The following is a 20,136-nucleotide window of genomic DNA, read 5'->3' on the forward strand; positions in this document are numbered from 1 at the left end:
GAACCATATAAACAACTGTACTACAATATTTTAATTTATAGAACTCCTCTTATAATAATCCAGCGAGAATTCTGCTCCGTCTGAATACCACCCGTCACTGAGATACCATTCATTTATCTTATTAAGACCTACGGTCAGGGCATAACCGTCGGGCTTTTCACCGACAGAGAGCAAAAAAGCCTCTACCATGTCGCGAAACAGTAGCCAGTTGTTATATGCGGGACGAATGGCACGGACTTTCTTAAAACATTCAATATAACGTTCTCTCGTTATGGTATCCAACTGTCCCCAAGTCGCCTTGGGAGCGCGGATAAAACTTTCCGCAAGATAGGCGGCATCTACCAAAAGTTGCTGGTGTCCTTCCCATAACAAATAATCTGGACTTTGAGGGTCAACTGCATTCCGGTAAGACTTCAAGGCCCACTCACGCAATTGTTTGCGTTGTTTTCCCTCCGCCGTATCATCGTCAGGCAGTTCCAGCCAAGGAGAAATCCCCGCCATCAGCCGTCCGAACGCCTCCATGTAAGCTACCCGCTTGTCTCTTCCATCCCATGTGGGGCTCAACTCCAGTTGCATATTCTTTTGCAACTCTCCTCTGCTCATATTCTCCAAAATAGGTTGTGCTATCTTATAACACAAGTCAGTCCATTGTTTCCTGTCGTCTACCGGTTGATTCTTTTTCTTACCGATAGCGCTTACACTCAAAAAGCAGAAAGAAACAAGAGTCAATAAAATAATTCTTACTTTCATCGTCATTCTCTTTAAATAGATTCTTTCTCAATATCAACTTTACGTTTCAAAGCCTCCAAATAATAATAATCCGCATAATTCAACGGAACATCCACTTCACTGTTATGGGGAATGCTTCCTACACTATGCATTAAAAGAAAACATCCGTTCTCTCCCAATTCGGCCGTATAATCCTTTGACGAAAGCGATTCCATTATCTTATCGGCATAGGCGCGGTAAGAATCAGCAGCCGGCAAATCATAAGTACTCATTTCATATAAAGCGGATGCCATGACAGCAGCCGAAGAGACATCCCGCGGCGCAGTAGGAACGTCAGGCGCATCCATATCCCAATACGGAATAAAATCCGCCGGCATATTTTCAAGATTCTTCATGAATTCGAAAGTCTTGACCGCCTGCTCAAGATAAGTGCGGTTCAATGTTTCTCTATAACATACAGTATATCCATAAATAGCCCACGCTTGTCCTCTAGACCAAACAGACTCGTCAGCATATCCCTGCGCGGTCTGGCGATGGCGCACAGTCCCATCTTCAAGACTGTAGTCAACGACATGATAACAGCTTCCGTCGGGACGGAACTGCTCTTTCAAAGTACGGTCCGCATGCATCACGGCTACTTTATAGAAAGCGGAATCGCCCGAAAATCTGGCGGCTTTAAACAACAGTTCAAGATTCATCATATTATCTATAATGACAGGGCATTCCCAACCGCGTTTCGACTGCCAGCTATTTCCTTTTACATCCCAACTCTGAATTACTTGAGGGGCCTTGCGGAAACGGGTGCAAAGAGATTTTGCCGCCTGTATTATTATCTCCTTATACTCAGGATTACCGGTCAGGCGCAGCCCATTGCCGAAACTGCAATTGATGATAAAGCCGATATCGTGGTGCCAGGTAAGATTTTGCGCTTCGCTGATAGCTTCGGTATATTTCCGGGCAAGCGGGAGCAGGGTGGTGTCACCTGTCAATTCGTACAGATACCATACGCTACCCGGAAAAAAGCCGCTCCGCCAATCCGCATATCCGCAATAATAGACATCACCTTTATCATTTAATGTCACCGGATTCAAAAATCTGCCGCTACTTTCGATGGTATCGATTTCCAATCCAATCTGGGCACGCGCATTTTCAATCGCTTCTTCAACCCATGTTTGCTTCTCAACCGCCCTTTGGGTACAAGACGCGGCAACCGCAAGAACTGTACATCCCGCAAGAATAGAGTTTTTCAAATTCATGTTATAGATTTTTTATTGTAAATGAATAATTTTTTCCCAGACTGCAATAAATCGGTTACGATACGATTGCCGGCATCGAAAGATACTTCCGTCACCTTCCTGTTTCCGGTATGCCGGAATACCGAATAACCGCATGGTATAAAACAACGAGAATATAACTATAAGTAATTTCTGCATCGTTATTCAATCAATTATATTAACGTATGGCGAAATAGCACCATTTATTTTTATTTTATCTGACTAAATCGTCCTTAATAGCCGCATTTATTTTCCATGTCTTCCGTACCCGTCGGAATTGTTTCGGGGGAAAATGACATTGATTCAGCCGGACTGTTTCTTTTCTTTCCGGTAACTCTGAGGAGTACATCCGAACTGGCTTTTAAAACACCGGCTGAAATATACGGGTACGCTGAACCCGCTACGGTCACTGACCTCTGCAATGGGAAGATCCGGATATTGCCTTAATAAGGTGGCCGCATATTTCAGACGGTAATTCAGCAAAAAATTATTGGGGGTCATGCCGGTCAAGGCTTTAAATTTAGTATAAAGCAACGATTTGCCGACACCGACTTCTTTACAAAGAGCGGGAATATCAAACTCCGTATCGTCAATATGCTGCTCAATCACTTGTGAAGCACGTTTCAGCAGGTCTTTATCCAAAGGATTAATACTAGTCAGGTCTATTTCGGACATCGGCTTTTTATCAAATTGATGCTGCATTAACAAACGACTGCGTATCAAATTATTGGCACGTGCCAGTAACAAACGGGCATGAAAGGGTTTCGTAATATAATCGTCGGCCCCCCGGTTGAGCCCTTCGATGTTCTGCTCGGTAGAATCAAGTGCAGTCAACAATATCACGGGTATATGGCAAAGGTCTATATTATTCTTGATTTGCAGACACATTTCCATTCCGGTCATTTCGGGCATCATGACATCGCTGATAACCAAATCTGGGGAATATTCATACACTTTGCTTAACCCTTCTTTTCCGTCATGGGCACAGACAATCTTGTAAAAAGGTTCAAAAAGTTCTTTCAAAATTTGAAGCAGTTCATCATTATCTTCCACCAAAAGCACCGTATAAACCTTGCCCTCCGTATTTTCGGTTTCTACAAACTCCATAAACGGACTCTCGTCATCGACAAACACTGGCATCGAGTCGGGGATAAGATCACTCTCTGACTCCTGGACATGAAATTGTATGTTTTTATCATTCAGAAACACCTCCTTCCGACGGGGCAATCTCACTGTAAACGTACTTCCCTCACCAACCGTACTTCTGACCGTTATCTCTCCATGATGCTTTTCCACAATCGTTTTGGTCAATGCCAATCCGATGCCGGTTCCGCCAAACAAGCTTCCTTTCTTTTCCTGGTTACCGCTTTGAAAAAAACGCGCGAATATCTTATCTTTATCCTGTTCGGCAATGCCGATACCCGTATCCGTAATATTTATTTTTATATCAGTGTTCGTTATCTCTCCCCACAACGTTATGTTTCCTTTATTGGAAGTATATTTAAAGGCATTGGACAAAAGATTGAAAAATACTTTCTCCATCAATTGCGGTTCAAACCAGCACAATACCGGGAACTCCGGCAATTTAAACTCATAATTTATATTTCTTTGCTGTGCATAATCGGTAAAAGAAAGGTAGATTTCTTTTAGAAACGCCACCATATCCTGCTGTTTTATCTGAATGTTCCCATAGTTCTGCTGCAGTTTTCTGAATTCCAGCAACTCGGAAATCAACTTACTCATTTTCTGCGCATTCTTCCTTATTTTCGTTATTTGGTTATAAACGGAAGGAGTCAAAGAATAATTCTGCAGCAATATATCAATATGGCTAATAATCAAAGTAAGAGGAGTCCGGAACTCATGGCTGACATTGGTAAAGAACACTAGTTTTTCATGATTAAGCCGCTCTATTTGCTGTTTCTCAAAACGTTCCTTTTCCAATGAAAACGCCAATGTACGTTTTGCTATCTTACTGTACACATAGTAGAAAACACATGCCATAAAAACCATTACATACATTGTCCATGCCCACCATGTATCATACCACGGAGAGGCAATGACCAGCGATATCGTTATTTCCCTCAAACTCTGCCCGTTCTTTTCATTCATTGAAGCCACATGCAACGTATATTTTCCCGGGTCCAGATTGGTATAATACAATTCCGTCTGTTTAGTCTTAATCCAGTTTTTGTCAAGGCCTTCCAATTTATACTGAAACCATTTTTCCGACAGTTGTTGCCCGTAATCAGACAAAGCAAAATGAATAATCAGGTTGTTTTGGGCATGGGTAAGCCTGAGTTCCTGCATATATGGAAGCGACCGGGACAGTATGCGTGTCCCGTCTCCCGGGACAACCATCCTGTTATCAACCCAAAGCTCTGAGAAATAAAAACTGGAATTATCATTGGTAGCGTCGGTTTTATTAAACTCGTTTTCTGAAAACACCGTCACTCCTTTCGTATCGCCGACATAAATATCCCCTCCGCCAGATACCAGAATTCCGCATCCGTTGATTATATGGGCAGAAGGGAAATTGTTCATCAAATCAATTGTCGTGAAAGTACCTTCGGAAGGGATAAAACAGGTAACCCCCTTATCACCGGTAATCAGTATTTTCCCACTCCGGGTTTGACTAAGATTATAACAGAAATCACCTGGCAATTGACTGTTTCGGGAAGTATAATGAGCCATATCGCGCGTCTGCCGGTTATAGAAAAAAAGTCCCATTCCCAACGTACCGACATAAACCCCTTCGGCAGTAGCAAGCACACGGGTGGGAGCCGCTTTGCAGTTTCCTTCTGTCAACGGTATGTAAACGATGGAATCGGGATGTTCTATATGAGTAGACAAGACATTTTTCCATCCCACCATATACAGATTACCTTCCGCGTCGATGTCAAAATGTTCGTAAAATGCAAAAGGAATATTGATTTTGTGGAATTCCTGCGTTTGAGCATCTAACCGGAAAAAGCCGTTATGTGCGGAAATATAGACTTGTCCTCTCCACATTTTCACATGGAAAACAATTTTATCCGGCATATCGGAAGAGTTTTTTTCTCCTTTCCAATAATTGTGGAAACGGCCCGTATTCAAATCATAACGTGACAATCCTCCCAGATAAGTGCCTATATACAGGCAATTCCTCTTTTCGTCATAACAAATGCTTTTCACATTATTATGGGGAATAGAATTGCTCCCGCCGGCTATAAACGTCCGGAGGGTATTCCATTTCCTGTCTACACAAGTGATGCCACCGCCATCCGTACTAAGCCACAGATGCTCATACTTGTCAAGAACGATTTCCCCGATATAAGAATAATACGAGTTTATGTTTTTCCCATAGTCATAGTGAACAAAAGTATCATGTTGGGGATTGAAATAATTGACTCCTCCGTAATAACTACCCACCCATATAGTGCCGGCAATGTCTTTGTAGAGAGCGAAGATGGAAGGATGATTCAGCCCGCCTACATACTGTGGAATCTGGATAAGGGAATACTGTCCGCTGTGGATATCATACCGATGGAGCCCGTCAAAAGTACCGAACCAGATATTCCCTTCGTTATCTTCCACAAAATCACGAATCTGCTCACTGCTGATACCTTCCGGAGAACCCGGGGAATAAGGTATTTTCAATAATTGCCGTTTGCCGTTCATACGGTATAGACCCTGCATGCGGGTTCCTATCCATAGTTCTTTTTGAGAGCTTTCGAATATGCGATAAATCTCCACTCCTTTTAACAGCCGCTTCTGACGGTATGAACGGCGGTCAACCAAATAAACTCCATCATACGTACCGATACCGATTTCATGTTCCATCATGGTAAGGCAGCAAATACGGGAAGTGATATTCGTTTTCAACACAAAAACAGGAGTTTCCCCTGTCCCCAAGCAGAATAAAGAATCATATTTCATATACCATACCTGTCCTTCAGACGAAGCAAGCGCAGTGACAATGCCTCCGTCAGTGAGCCGGGCGAATTTCTCTGCCTGTATGTCATATTTAACCAGATTCTTGTCAATCAGGAAATATATATTGTCCCGGCTGTCACCGACGATAAACGAAACTTCATTTCCCAGCCAGACTGGAGATTCCTCACCCGCAGATTTTATCCATCCCTTGAATACTCTTACGCGGTTCCCGTCATACCGGCTTATCCCCTCCCTTGTCCCAAACCACATCCGGCCTAACCTGTCTTGATAAATAGCCATCACTGAAGGTTGCACGAGACCTTCGGACAAACCTATATGTTTAAAATATTCAGCATATAACGGTGAAACAAATAAAAGGGATATGAATAAAAGGAATAAGTACCGTAACGTCATATTATTTTTCATTTGGTGTTGTTACCTGGTAATTAGCCGATATATTTCTTGAATATGCCAACTATTTGCAATATTCGCAAAAAAAATGGACATAGGCAATGTTTTTACTAGCGAATTAATGCATAATTCCGTATTTGCTATTTTATAATCAAGGCATGTTTTCATTTATGCCGGAGACAATATAAAGATTGTAAATTTCTATGGAAATTACAATCTTTATTTCGGGTTTGAGTCTCGGCAAGTATCTAAAATATTCAACTTTCAAGTTTTTTCAATTTAAAATTTACTTTATGCAGATTGAGACAAGTCTTTAACTATCAATGCCAGCGTAAAGAACTTAACCCTAGTTTTAAGGAAACATCCGGATTACGATTATAATGCTCCAATACTTCTTTAAGATTCTTATCTATCTCGTACAATTCATCAATTACATACAAGGTTCCTGACGGGCTGTAAGTTTTGTTGTAATCCGGCCGTTTCCTATCCGGTTCATATTCTGTCCCTACAAATTCGAGGTGGGTGTATTTCTCCGTATCCAGCAGAAACGGTTTCCAGAAGACTACGCTATTCCGGATAGAAGCTCCCCATTGCACATCTTTCGTATAAAATGCCTCAGCACTCTCGTAACCTTCGTACATCGCTTTTAAATGGCAAAGACGGGCGAAAAACAACAAATCGTAAGCATGATATGCAAAAGCGTCGCGACCCAGCAAATCCGTTGTCGTGCCGTTGGGGAATAGATTACCTTTTACCCAACTGTCATAGGAAGAACGGAATTTATCAATTATCGCCTCATCTTCCAATACCGTGCCGAACAAATAGAACTGATACAACAGGCAAGTACCCCAATTATTAGCTCTTAAATCATTATCTTTAATAAAGACATCCACCCTCTTACGTACCCAGGCGTCAATCAGTTCCCGGTCTGACCGGTCAATTATTTTACGAATTAACGAATAACCTTCTACGGCAATATTATAGGATTCTTCATGAATATTCCTTTTCGACAAAGCGACATTAATCTCAGCCCACGCTTTTAGATATTCGACCGCTTTATCCAAATACGCCTTGTCCAAAGTGAAAGTATATGCCAGGCATAACTGGTGAATAGCTTCCATTTCATTGCTGATATCCACGTTATCCGGATTCTCGCCAATGGATTTGACAGGAGTGGTTTTCCGGCCGCTCTTTATAATCTCTTTAGCGGGAGTTTCCACATGCCTGATATACCAGTTCTTCGGAAAAGCTGTATTACCGGTTTTCTCTAATGCCGCTTTCACCTTATCATAACTTTCACGTGTAAGCACAGCATTTGGGAACATCAGTTCCACCTTAGAGGTCTGGGCTTGCACATAAGATATATTCCATAATAATATACACAACAGGAACCATTTATTTCTCATCTTTTTATTCTCCTTCCGCCATTATAAAAGTTCAATATCATCTATATAACATTTATACTTGTCTTTTTCGGTTAAAGTAACCTCCGAACTATATGTGGGTAGGATAACCATACCCGCCACACCATTCTTCAACAGTGTTGCAGCAGCACTGTATTCACTTCGACTAAAAGTAAAAGTATATGTTTTCCAGACTCCTTCTTCTTTGAAATCAACGAACGAACGGGTCAGTAAAATTCCTTCCTCCTGTTCATAATCATTCACAGAATTAAATCTCCCTATCAATTTTACTCCTAATTGTTGAGAAACAGCCTTGGAGGTCCCTTTCCATGTTTCTTTACCTATCACATTGGCAGGTTGGTAAATACGAAAACGGATACCTCTTAATTCATCCATACCTACCACCTTGGAAAAACGAAATTTCACCCCATAGTTCCGTGCTTCCATTGATATGTATTCCAATACTTTAGAAGATGTATTCTCTTTATCTTTAACCGGATTGTCCACTACCGCATGAGAATAGGCCCAACGCGGATAATAATCGTATATCTTACTGTTACCCGAATTGCCATACCGGAAAAAATAAGGAGTCGTATCATACGTCTCAAAATCTGCAAACAAAATACCTTTAGCAGGAAGGGATTCTTCCTGCTCATTTTTTCCTTCTTCAGAACCGACCGTAGGAGTATCATTCGAACATGCGATAAAAAGCCCCCATAATACGATGAAAAGCATACTGTATCTATATTTCATGATTCATTTTAAATTTCTGCCAGTATAAGAAACTCATATCTAATATTAATGAGGGTACCTTTTATCCTTTGAATCGGACCGAGATACCCTCACCGGTATGTATAATCGTTATCCTATACCGAGGTTACCAACCTGCATTCTGTACCAGTTTGTGGTTTTTGAAAAGTTCGGTATTCGCAATCGGATAGAAATACATTTTATCCTGTATATGATAAGTGGCAAGTAACATTTTCGTATATTGAACGGTTCCGTCAGCTTGCTTGACTACTTTCACTTTATAAATGTTCTGCATGTCATCCAGTTCTTTCCAGCGACGCAAATCCCAAAAACGTTGTCCTTCGAAAGCGAATTCCACACGACGTTCATTTTTTAACCGTTTCAAGAAGTTATTTTTAGTCATGCCGGCAGGATAAGGCGGCATTTTTACATCTCCGCGGTCACGTACCCGGTTGACGGCATCACGCGCGCTCAGATTATAAGAACCGGTGTAGTCGGGATCACCGTAAGCGTTTACCATTGCTTCCGCATAGTTCAACAGGATTTCTGCGTAACGGAATAAAATCCAATTATGTTGCTGACTGGTAGTAGTCTCACCCGGCTCAAAAGTGACGCTGTTATTTACATATTTTTTAAGGTAATATCCGGTAGTGGTTGTATTTTTAATGGGTTGGCCGTTCTTGCCGCCTTCGAATATCTCTACTGGAGCCGTTTTGGGCCATTCCATACCATTATATACAACAGTCATTCCCAGGCGGGGGTCACGATTTGCATAGGGTTCTTTAGCCATTGACTCATTACTCCAATCAAAGGCCGTACCATCTGCCATTTCATAGGCGCTTACTAGATTTTCCGTTGGACAGGTGGTAGTAGAGCCTTTAGTTACCCCCATCGGAAAGTTAGCTGACTCAAAACTTGTATTTGCACCTGTAGGACGACACATGATAACTTCTTTGCTCTGGTTGTTGGTCGCACCATATAGATTAGAATATTTTGCATCCAAGCTATATCCCAAATCACTTGCTTGGCTGATAAGCTCATACGCTGCTTGAGCAGCATCTTTCCATTTCTGAGTATCATCAGCGGAATATAAAGGACTGGCAAGATACAGAGATGCACGAGATTTCAAGGCAAGTGCCATGCCTTTGGTAGCTCGTTGCAAGTTACCCTCCCCGCCAGGCATATTGTTATAATTGACAGGCAGTTTGCCGTTAGCCAAATCCGTACATTCGCTGATGATAAAGTTGAGGATAGTGGCCGCATCCGAAGGTTCTGCTTCGTTGGCTTCTTCTTGGGTCAGAGTTTGGGTTATCAGAGGTATGTTCTGATAACGTTTTACCAGTTCAAAATAATAGAATGCTCTCAGGAAACGAACTTCATGCTCATAATTCAGATAACTTTTATAATCGTCGGCAAAACCGTCGGAATATTTCCATTCGTCAAATGTCAGTCCTACACAGTTTTCCAAATAGAAATTAGCGTCATGGATGGCGTTATAGTAAGTCCCGAATACGTCATTGACTGTATAATTGGCCGACCATGTACCATTGATAAACCGTTGGATGGCAGATGATTCGTAGATATGTATAGCATCATCCGTAGCTGCGTCTTGCATAGCTCCCGATGTATTGCAGAAATCGTGTGGCAGATAGCTGTACACTTGTGTAGCCAATTGTTTCACACGGTCCATGTTATCCAAAATTTGTTGTTTCGAGTAATAATCCGTTTCACTGCAATCCATAAAATCACAACTCGTATATAAGGGAGAGGATACTACCGAAAGCAGTAAGGCGATATGTTTGATTTTAAAATGCTTCATGTTCATTTACTTTTTAGAATGATAAGTTAACACCAAAAGTACACTGAGTCATGGTCGGATGGTTTGTTCCGATATTTTCAGGGTCTAATACTTTAATCTTATCTATACAGAAGAGATCGTGTCCACGTACGAAGACTTTGGCGCTTTTGATGAATTTGCTTTTTTTCATCATCTCCTGTGAAAAGTTATAATAGAGTTCCAACGTGCGTAGTTTCAGATAAGACGCATCGGACACCCACAAGGAATTGGTCGTATAGTTATTAGCGGAACCTTCCGAGGTCAAACGCGGATATTTGGCATTCGGAGTTTCCGGTGTCCAGCGATTGTTGTAATATTCAGTAGACACAGTACTATTGTTAATCAAAGGCCAATACACGCTCGAAGTGTTCAATAGGCAACTCTGATTTCCTGTTCCCTGAAACAGGGCATAGATACCGAATCCTTTGTATTCCAGATTCAGGTCGAAGGAATAATAAATTTCCGGCATAGCGCTGTATCCCAAAGCGATCTGGTCATAAGCATCAATTACTCCGTCATTGTTCTGGTCCTTATACTTCAAATCGCCCGGACGTACATCGGATAAGTTCTGTTTAACGTTTCGGTTGTCTATCTCTTCCTGATTCTGGTAAATACCTTCCACTTCATAACCGAAGAACTGTCCCAAACGTTTGCCTGTACGTTTCAAATAGTCATGAGGACGGTATTCTTCATTCTGATTCATGATTTTGTTACGGTTGAAAGTCAGCATACCACCAATCTGATAGTTGAAATCTCCGATTTTATCCGCCCAACGCACACTCGTTTCCACTCCATAACTATTCACAACTCCATTATTAATTTGAGGGGTAACCAAACCGAATATGGAAGATACAGCATTATTTCCGCTAACGAGGATATCTGTCCGGTGATCGTAAAAGCCGTCAACGGTAACAGATAATTTCCTGAAAGCCATAAAATCAAATCCTGCATTTAATTTATGAGATTTCTCATAAGTCATGTCAACGATACCCAATTGGGTAATTTTCATACCACTGATACTCGCCGGATTTTTTCCGAAGTAATAGCTTCCTCCTGTTCCATATACATCTAGGTAAAGGTCTGTACCGTAATCCGCACGTCCTACAATACCGTAGGAAGCACGAAACTTCAACAAATCCAGCCAGTCACTTTTCAAAGCCTCCTCCTCCGATATAACCCATGCGGCTCCCACGGACGGAAAGAGTCCCCATCTATGCCCCGGTTCCAAGATGCTGGCTGCAGAACCAGACAAAGATGCATCCAACACATAACGGCGGTCATATACATAATGTGCCTGCGCCACTACATCTATAAATGCTTTTGAATTATTCTGTCCCTTAGCATTCGTTTTATCCATATTGTATTGCAAGGTTGCAGTCAAACTGTGTTTATTCCAATTTCCGGCATAGTTAGCATAGGTTCCGAAATTGAAATGATTGACCGAGGAACCGACACTCTTGCTGAATGAAAGAGAACCTTCATTGCGTAAAGTATTATAAGCAATCTCTCCGGTTTCCCAATCCTTTGTCGCTTGTTCATATCCGAAATTCATGGTATTGTTGTCCCAATAGGAAACACTGTTATCCAATCCTACCTGAAATCCTACTGACAATCCTTTCACCAGGACACTTAAATCCTGATTCAGTTTCATATCCGCATACATGTTGCGGGTTTGGGAACGCGCATATCCTCTGCCGGAAATACTTGCCACCGGATTATTGGAATACACGGTAGTTCCTCCCCATATACCACGGGAAGTTTTAACAGGAAACGCTCCCGAAGGTACTTGGTACAACGCACTGAAAATATTCGATGTAGTTTCTCCGGGACGATTATGTTCGGAGAAGTTTCCGAACAGGTTCAGTTGTACGGTAGTCGTAGGACTGACGGTGACATCCAAATTGGTACGAATGTTCAGTTTTGAATATTTGAACTGAGTGGAATAACCTTCATTGTCGCTTGTGGGTTTCAATATGCCATTATCGTTCAGATAATTCAATTGAGTAAAATAACGTACAAACTCTCCTCCACCTCTTGCCGAAAAGGTCACATTGTTTCCGTAACTATGGTCACGTAATGCTTCATTCCACCAGTCTACGTCTGGATATACATCCGGATTACTCCGGGTTTTGAAAGCGTCCAACTCTTTAGCCGAATAACGCGCCGATAGCCCGTCATTAGTCAATCCTTCATTCAACGCTTTGGCATAAGTGTATCCGTCAACCAATTCCGGTAGACGTTGCGGCGTAGCCACATTGAACTGGTAAGAGAAATTAATCTCAGGTTTACCCATCTTTCCGCGTTTCGTTTTCAACAATATGACACCATTGGCTCCTCTTATTCCATAGAGGGTTGTAGAGACTGCGTCTTTAAGGACGGTCACGGATTCTATCTCGTCAGCACTTATCTGATCTAATGAACGTTCGAATCCGTCAACCAACACCAATGGAGCGGTAGAACTACTGGTTCCGTATCCGCGTACTCTCAATGTCGCAGCATCGTCCCAAGCGTTACCCGCATTTTGTAATACCTGCAATCCGGGAATCAGACCATAAAGCATATTAGAGTTGTTAATACTTTTTTTATGCGAAAGTTCTTCCTCACTTACTACCGCAGTTGCCGTAGTCGATTCCTTCAAGTCGAAAGAAATGCCGCGTCCATACTCTATAGCCACCTTACTTTTGCGTGCAAACTGGTTGTCCTGCCCTTGCGCCATAATAACTGCAGGCGAATACAACATACACGCTACTAATAACTTGATACTTTTTCTCATGAGTATATTGTTATTTCTATTTTCTGTTAATATCATTGTTTAATTATTCCCAACCCGGATTTTGTACAAGACCATATCCTTTATTGATTTCTTTAGAAGGGAATGCACTCAGACACCATCTGGGCTCAAAACCGCCATTCCACCACACACGGGTGTATTTGGTCAGCTCAAACGGAACAAGCTTATACTCGCCTGTGTCTTTATGTTTGTACACATGCAAGCCATGCAGTTTCTTTTCAAAGACATCGTAAAGTTTCCAACGAATCAAGTCAAAAAAACGAACTTCTTCATAGCCGAATTCACACGCACGCTCACGCAACAAAGCTTCACGAAACTCTGTCTGTCCCAAACCTTTTTTAAGTCCGGGCAGGTTTACACGGGCACGTACTTTATCAACGGCATCATACGCCTGTGCATTCGGAGCGCCGTAATATTCATTCAATGCTTCCGCATAACTGAGATAAATTTCCGGTAAGCGTAAGAACGGCCATTGGATGGGGCGATTCTGCCAAGAGGAATTACGGTCTAACCCCCATTTGCGGCACGCCAATCCCGTTGCCAGGCTCAACTCATGCATTTGTCCCGCTTTCCAGTCTTGGCCTTGCGGATAATCATCACCGTCTGGTTCTGTCAGTCCGGCTTTACGTCCATTGAAGTCATCGCCGTCAAGAATAAATGTTTCATACAAACGCGGGTCACGGTTTAGGAAAGGATTTTTTGCGTGTTCCGGGTTGTTCCAGTCAAAATCTGTACCGTCCGCCATCTGAAACATATCAAAATATTCTTTTGTAGGACAATAACCTCCCCAACGGATAGAATTACTCATTATTGAGTTTTTGGACGGACTTAATATGCCTCTTCTTACGGAAATCAATGTCTCTGTGGTTCCACGGTCAAAATATCCGCTCGTAAATGCCTGCCGCTCAGTAGTCGTTCCATTATCACCGGCTTCAACCAGTTTATAATATCTATTGGAACTGAGAGCGGTAAAAAACTGTTCGCAGGCATCAATAACAAGCTTCCAACGTTCTTTGTCATAATTTCCGAACCAAGTCATTAATTGCCGGGAAGCTTCCCCATTATAATAAGGTTCCGTATTGTTGAACAGCGGGCTGGCTACAAATAAAAGAACTCGCGCTTTCAATGCCATAGCACCGGCTTTACACATGCGTCCGTCCCAATTGTCCAAATCCGCGTCAGAGATTCTCCAAGGGAAATCCGGACAGTTAATGGCTTCATCCAACAATCCGACAATGAAATCGACCGTCGCCTGCAAAGTGGAGCGTCCTGGAAGATTGGTGTCTTCCGGGTCAATGGCATGGTCTACAATCGGCAAACCGCCATAATGCCGCAGCATATGGGAATAGTAAACAGCAACAATCATTTTAGCTTCTGCTTTCAGGCGAGACTTCTCCGCAGCATCCATATCCGGCACACGGTCTACATTTTCACAAAATAACCAGGCATGGCGGATGGCTCCCCACATCCCGCTTTCATTATTATTAAAACGAATTTTTGTCGCCATATATGTACCTCTGGGGGTATCTTCTATCGAAGCATTATAGTTGCCACTATAATATACTTTCATTACGCCCGAATATCCTACATTATCATAGTTCAAATCCGTCAGGCCTTCCAAAGTCCCAAGCCACATTTGTGTCCAGTAACCGGAAGTCTCTATTCCATAAGGAAGTGACTGATAACTCTTCCATAAAATACGACGGGCATATTCCGCCGAAGAAAATATGGTATCAATCGTTACATCCGAACTCGGCGGTTTCTGCAGGAATTTGTCTCCGAATGCTAAATCCTCACAAGAAACAGTTGTAAACAGAGTTCCCATCAAAAGGACAGTATATAATAGTTTTCTTAATGATTTCATGATTTATATTAATTAATTTAATTAGAAACCGACTTTCAACCCCACATTCACCACTTTAATCAACGGATAGGCTGTTCCACTCGGGTCACTTTCCGGATCGGATACCTTGAAACTATCAAAAGTCAACAGATTATATCCGGACATGAAAATACGAAGTGAACCTATATGCGCTTTCTTCAGCAAAGGGCTTGGGAATGAATATCCTACTTCAATATTTTTCAGACGGACATAGGAAGCATCTCTCAACCAAAGATCTGAATCCTGATAGTTATGGGACTTACTTTTGAATGAAAGTGCCGGCGCTTTGGCCGAATTTCCCTTTTCCGGAGTCCAGGCATCTTCAATCATATATTTCATAACGGCCGAGTTATTACTCTCCCCAAAAGGAACACGGTACATCGAACTCAACAAACGTGAAGTTTTAAAAGCTCCGGCCCACGTCATACTGAAATCAAACCCTTTCCATGAGAATCCCATATTCACACCTGCCGTGTACAGGGGATATTTCGGGTAACCGATATCACGGACATCTTTTTCATCAATTTGCCCGTCACCATTCAAATCCTTGTATTTCACATCACCGGCAAGAGGAATATAACCTGAACCTTGATTGGCAATACCGCCCTCTTTACCTTTAAGATTTTCATAATTAGCCGCCTCTTCTTCTGTAAAATATCCATCAAACACATAACCGAATTGTTGTCCTACCGGCTTGCCCTCTGTCTGCATCCATTCATAAGGATAGTGGATTTCATCGATGAATACGATTTTATTTTTGGCATACGATAGGTTGGCTCCGATATAATAACGTACTTTGCTGATTCGGTCATCCCATTTCACATTAATTTCATATCCTTTATTATCTACTTTACCGATATTGGCGATTGGAAGACTGACAGCCAGGTACCCGGGAGATACCGTACGAGATTTCAGGATGTTCTTACGATGTTCGATAAAGTAATCGAAATTGACGCTCAAACGGTCTTTGAAAAATTTGGCGTCAATACCATAGTTTTGTTTCTCCGATGTTTCCCATGTTACTTTAGGGTTACCTTTCTTAGATTCCGTTGCTCCTGCAATAAGGGTTGACGTATTGGTTCCAAAGCTATAACTGCCCGAACTAATCAAATATTTATCAGGCAGATATAGGAAACGGGAATAATCACTCACGCGGTCATTACCTACGATACCGTAAGAACCGCGAAATTTTAAATAAGTAATGATTTTTTTTATCGGCCGGAAGAACTTTTCTTCCGAAACAATCCATCCGATAGAACCGGCAGGAAATAAGCCGAAGCGTTGACCTTCCGCAAAATTCTCGGAACCATTATAACCAACACTTGCATCCAGTAAATATCTGGTTTTGTAATCATAAGTGGCACGGCCTACCAAACCGACATAACTTCTCGGAATACCTATGAATTCACTGGGACTGTTACCTTCAAAAGGGTAATACGTCATAGACTGATTATACATAGCCAGTGCTGAAATATGATGGTTGCCGAAATCACGTTTATAATTAACGGCAGCCTCCAAATACCAGTTTCTTGTTTGTCCTGTACTCTCGGTATATCCAAGTTTCTGATAATCCTGTGTCTTTTTATAAATTAATTCACCGTCCGTATTATAAATAGCTTCATATTTATTGGCACGGCCTTCACGACGTTTGGTTATAGTAACTCCACTGTTATAAGCACCTTTTACATGGACTTGCAACCCCCGGGTCAGGAAATCGAGCTTTTGTTCCAATTTGAAGTCAAAATTCAAAGTATTTTGTGTACGATTATTGTATCCTTTACCATAATATACGTTCAAACCGTCCGCATAATTACCTACCGAAAAAAGATCCTGGTCGGAAACGACCCATTTCCCATCTACAATTCCTGCACCTGCAAACGGAACAGCCGTATAAATATCACGGAACAAATATTTAAGATCCGTATAGGTACCGTTGTTATAATTAGGTTCTTGCTTATCATTCAGGTAACCTCCCAAATTCACTTGCATAGAGGTTGTCTTGGTAACATCAATATCCATATTGATTCGATAGTTGTAACGATTATACTTAAAGCCTTTGTCGTTACCATTTTCTTCAAAAGTATTGAATAAACCGTTTTGGGTAAATACACCTAATGAAGCAAAATACCTTACTCTCTCGGAACCTCCTGATATATTAAAATTATGCTGTGTTTGCAAAGCTGAACTCTTTATCAACATATCTGTCCAACTGGTACTTGGATATACCAACGGGTCACTATTCGTACGGAATTTCTCGACAATATCCGAAGAAAATGCCAACTGGTCCTTAGATACGCCATCGTGTAATTGGGCGTTATTATAAGCTGCAGCATATTCATAACTGTTTGCAAATTCCGGTACACGCGAGGGCATCTGCCATGCAAAGGTAGTAGAGAAATTTACTTTTGCCTTTCCTTGTGTTCCACGCTTGGTAGTAACTAGAATGACACCATTGGCGCCACGCACCCCAAACACAGCCGTAGCAGAAGCATCTTTTAAAACTGTAATACTTTCCACTTCATTCGGATCCAACTGGAAGAAAGAACGTTCCACACCATCAACCAACATCAAAGGTTGCGATAAATCAGCACTTAACGAACCGACACCACGCACATATAATGTAGCATCGTCAGCACCAGGTTGACCGCTGGACTGCACACTGGCAAGACCGGTAACCTTACCGGTCAATGCATTCGCCATACTGGCAACCGGAGATTTCAACAATTCTTCATTATTAATAGAGGAAAGAGCACCTGTTATAGTGACTTTTTTCTGAGAACCGTACGCAATTACCTGTACTTCCTGAAGTTCCTGGACATTTTCACTCAACTGAATCTTCAGATTTCTCTCTCCTTTATAAGGGATTTCTTTATTTTGATATCCAATATAAGAAACTGTAATAATAGCTCCTACCGGAACTTTCAATGTAAAATTACCGTTTATATCAGTAATCACTCCCGTACTCGTGCCTTTCACAGCAACAGTTGCCCCAATAACAGCCCCCGAACTGTCTGTAACCGTACCCGAAACTTCAATGACCTTTTGCTGTTGTACCGGTTCTTCATTCATAGAAATAGAAAGCAGATTGGATTCTACCCCTAATGGAAAAGCAGCCTGTCCTATGGACAATGTGACAGTTAACAGCCATATCCTACAAGGAATCTTCATAGAACTGACTCTCTTTTTTTTCATACGTTTTCAATTTTAATGGTTAATAAAGTGTGCATGTTAATAGTAAAAAGACAAGTAATATCTCTCAACCTGAAAGGGGAGTAACCAAAATCTGATTATTTTTCATACATAAAAGATTTTTATAATTATTTGAAACACAAAAGTAGAGACAATACAAATATTTAGATATAAAAATTTTCCTTAATAACTGCACAAATTGTATGTGGACAAATTATACACATCGTTGAATAAGTTGTAATCTATCAGTAAATTAATATCTTACGATTTTATTTGATACTAAGGAATAATAACTAAACGACAAAAACTATAAGATTTTTTTCTTTATTCATCTCTCCTGCATTATATACTTTTAACTTATCTTCTTGTAAACGAGAATTAAAAATAGAAACACATTATACATATATACTGTTTTGTTATCCTAAAAAAGGATTATAACCTTTTATCAGTTATAATCTCATTCTATCCCAATTACCCTATCCTAACTCTCTTCGATTACATATTTTTCTCATTTTAAACATCACTACGCCATAGCTTCCTGATTTATAGAAAGTAAAAACACTTATTCATATTCCTTTCCGTTTTAAAATAACTGTCCGAATACATCTCACAATGATTTACATGCGGTATTAAGGAAGAATGCCGGAATAATAAGAGCATAATAATAAAAGTACTAAATTTATAATCTTTACATTTAAATGCCTATTACGATGTTCTCATTAATCAAACTGCTATTTTTCATTTATGTCAAATCATACTCCAGTTTCTAACAACAATCATTAATTCTCAATCGGCATTTCCGGAAACCCGTTTATATAAGTAACCTTTCCCGCTCCTTTGCAAAACACATCCGAAATATAGATATTCCTAAAAACGGGAGTTTTCTCACTTATCCTCGGGACCGAAAGAACCTTTGCCGCATAATACATACGCAGGAACCTATATGTTATAATAAAACCTGTCCATTCCCTTACCCGTTGAATAATACAGATTACTATCGGAAAGCTTTGAAACGCAAAGTTGATATTAAGAAAACGTCGCTGCCAGATAATAAAAAAGTAGGGAAAAAATCCCTACTTTATACTTTACATCCATTTCTTGCCCACAACAAGTAAAATCTAATTTTTACATTAAAAAAACAGATCTTATATTCCCAACCGCTCTTTCAACAATCGGTAACCGGAAAGACTGACTCTAAGTTTAATGCCGTTCTTTAATAGTAGCTGATAGGTTTCCTTCCCGAAAAGCTCAACCCGGGATATCTGTGTTACATTCACAATCGTCGACCGGTGTACACGAACAAATGTATCGGGAGACAAGTGGGTTTCAAAATATTTCATCGTCTGTTCTTTCAAGTATTCTCCGGAAGGAGTAATTAACATCACATAGTCCCCGCATGCCTGTATGTAAACCAGCTCGTCTGCTTTTACCAAATGAATCCGGGAACCATCTTTCACGGTTATCCGGTCTATCGGTTCAATTTCCGTTTTCATTTGTTGCCCGTTGGATTGGCGTATAATCAGTTCTTTCTCCAGCTCTCGGTTCCGTACCTCCTCCTTAACCACAATCAAACGATACCAGAGAGTAACCGCTATCAAAACCGGCATTCCGAACAGTAGTCTGAAAGGAATAGTCTGGACGAAAGAGACATAAGTTATCCCCACAATCCTCACCATCATATCGTAAACCATAAAACTTCCCGCCAGCCAGAGCAGGCTCCCGGCAATTATCATAATCACGTCCGTCTGAAACAGGGAGACCAAACCGACAACAAACCAAGCCAGATAAGCAATAGCCGCCAGCCAACCTATCGTCGTAATCCCGTCTACCAAAGCGGGCAGGTAGTCAATTCCGGTGTATCCGCATACCAGAGCAGTCTGAATCACAACTAAAATCAAAGCCAACACCAGTATCGGAATCCAACGGAAAGGATAATCTATAATCGGATGTGCTTTCAT

General features: G+C 41.2%; 9 protein-coding genes and 1 pseudogene. All 10 read right to left on the minus strand.

Going from position 1 to position 20,136, the window contains the following annotated elements; translation table 11 throughout:
- Window positions 1-51: 51 nt before the first annotated feature.
- Window positions 52-750 (minus strand): annotated as a pseudogene (locus tag Q5076_RS02910) (DUF2264 domain-containing protein); the annotation flags it as partial.
- A gap of 11 nt (window positions 751-761) precedes the next feature.
- Window positions 762-1,985, minus strand: a complete 1,224-nt coding sequence (locus tag Q5076_RS02915; RefSeq protein ID WP_303010733.1) for a glycoside hydrolase family 88 protein — start codon at window positions 1,983-1,985, stop codon at window positions 762-764.
- Window positions 1,986-2,306: 321 nt separating this feature from the next.
- Entirely contained in the window at window positions 2,307-6,245 is a 3,939-nt protein-coding gene (locus tag Q5076_RS02920) for a hybrid sensor histidine kinase/response regulator transcription factor (protein WP_303010734.1), read from the minus strand.
- Between the two features lie 401 nt (window positions 6,246-6,646).
- Window positions 6,647-7,732 carry an alginate lyase family protein gene (locus Q5076_RS02925; protein ID WP_303010735.1) on the minus strand — a complete coding sequence of 362 codons (1,086 nt, stop codon included), beginning with the start codon at window positions 7,730-7,732 and terminating at the stop codon, window positions 6,647-6,649.
- 21 nt (window positions 7,733-7,753) lie between these two features.
- Window positions 7,754-8,482, minus strand: a complete 729-nt coding sequence (locus Q5076_RS02930) for a hypothetical protein (RefSeq protein ID WP_303010736.1) — start codon at window positions 8,480-8,482, stop codon at window positions 7,754-7,756.
- Window positions 8,483-8,606: 124 nt separating this feature from the next.
- On the minus strand, window positions 8,607-10,298 hold the full coding sequence (locus Q5076_RS02935) for a RagB/SusD family nutrient uptake outer membrane protein (protein ID WP_303010737.1): 1,692 nt from the start codon (window positions 10,296-10,298) through the stop codon (window positions 8,607-8,609).
- 13 nt (window positions 10,299-10,311) lie between these two features.
- A complete protein-coding gene (locus Q5076_RS02940) occupies window positions 10,312-13,089 on the minus strand; it encodes a SusC/RagA family TonB-linked outer membrane protein (protein WP_303010738.1) in 2,778 nt (925 codons plus the stop codon).
- A gap of 43 nt (window positions 13,090-13,132) precedes the next feature.
- A complete protein-coding gene (locus tag Q5076_RS02945) occupies window positions 13,133-14,971 on the minus strand; it encodes a RagB/SusD family nutrient uptake outer membrane protein (protein WP_303010739.1) in 1,839 nt (612 codons plus the stop codon).
- A 21-nt stretch (window positions 14,972-14,992) separates the two neighbouring features.
- Window positions 14,993-18,181 (minus strand): TonB-dependent receptor, encoded by a 3,189-nt coding sequence (locus Q5076_RS02950; protein ID WP_303010740.1) that lies wholly within the window; start codon window positions 18,179-18,181, stop codon window positions 14,993-14,995.
- A gap of 1,142 nt (window positions 18,182-19,323) precedes the next feature.
- The gene (locus tag Q5076_RS02955; RefSeq protein WP_303010741.1) at window positions 19,324-20,136 is read right to left on the minus strand and encodes a LytTR family DNA-binding domain-containing protein; all 813 of its coding nucleotides are present in this window, start codon (window positions 20,134-20,136) and stop codon (window positions 19,324-19,326) included.

Origin of the sequence: uncultured Bacteroides sp., from assembly GCF_958445495.1 — a bacterium.
GTDB lineage: Bacteria > Bacteroidota > Bacteroidia > Bacteroidales > Bacteroidaceae > Bacteroides.

Bases quoted from the DNA above. Each gene is read 5' to 3' on its own strand.
- Q5076_RS02915 (WP_303010733.1), bottom strand. From the start codon at position 1,985: ATGAATTTGAAAAACTCTATTCTTGCGGGATGTACAGTTCTTGCGGTT.
- Q5076_RS02925 (WP_303010735.1), bottom strand. From the start codon at position 7,732: ATGAGAAATAAATGGTTCCTGTTGTGTATATTATTATGGAATATATCT.
- Q5076_RS02930 (WP_303010736.1), bottom strand. From the start codon at position 8,482: ATGAAATATAGATACAGTATGCTTTTCATCGTATTATGGGGGCTTTTT.
- Q5076_RS02935 (WP_303010737.1), bottom strand. From the start codon at position 10,298: ATGAAGCATTTTAAAATCAAACATATCGCCTTACTGCTTTCGGTAGTA.
- Q5076_RS02940 (WP_303010738.1), bottom strand. From the start codon at position 13,089: ATGAGAAAAAGTATCAAGTTATTAGTAGCGTGTATGTTGTATTCGCCT.
- Q5076_RS02945 (WP_303010739.1), bottom strand. From the start codon at position 14,971: ATGAAATCATTAAGAAAACTATTATATACTGTCCTTTTGATGGGAACT.
- Q5076_RS02950 (WP_303010740.1), bottom strand. From the start codon at position 18,181: ATGAAAAAAAAGAGAGTCAGTTCTATGAAGATTCCTTGTAGGATATGG.
- Q5076_RS02955 (WP_303010741.1), bottom strand. From the start codon at position 20,136: ATGAAAGCACATCCGATTATAGATTATCCTTTCCGTTGGATTCCGATA.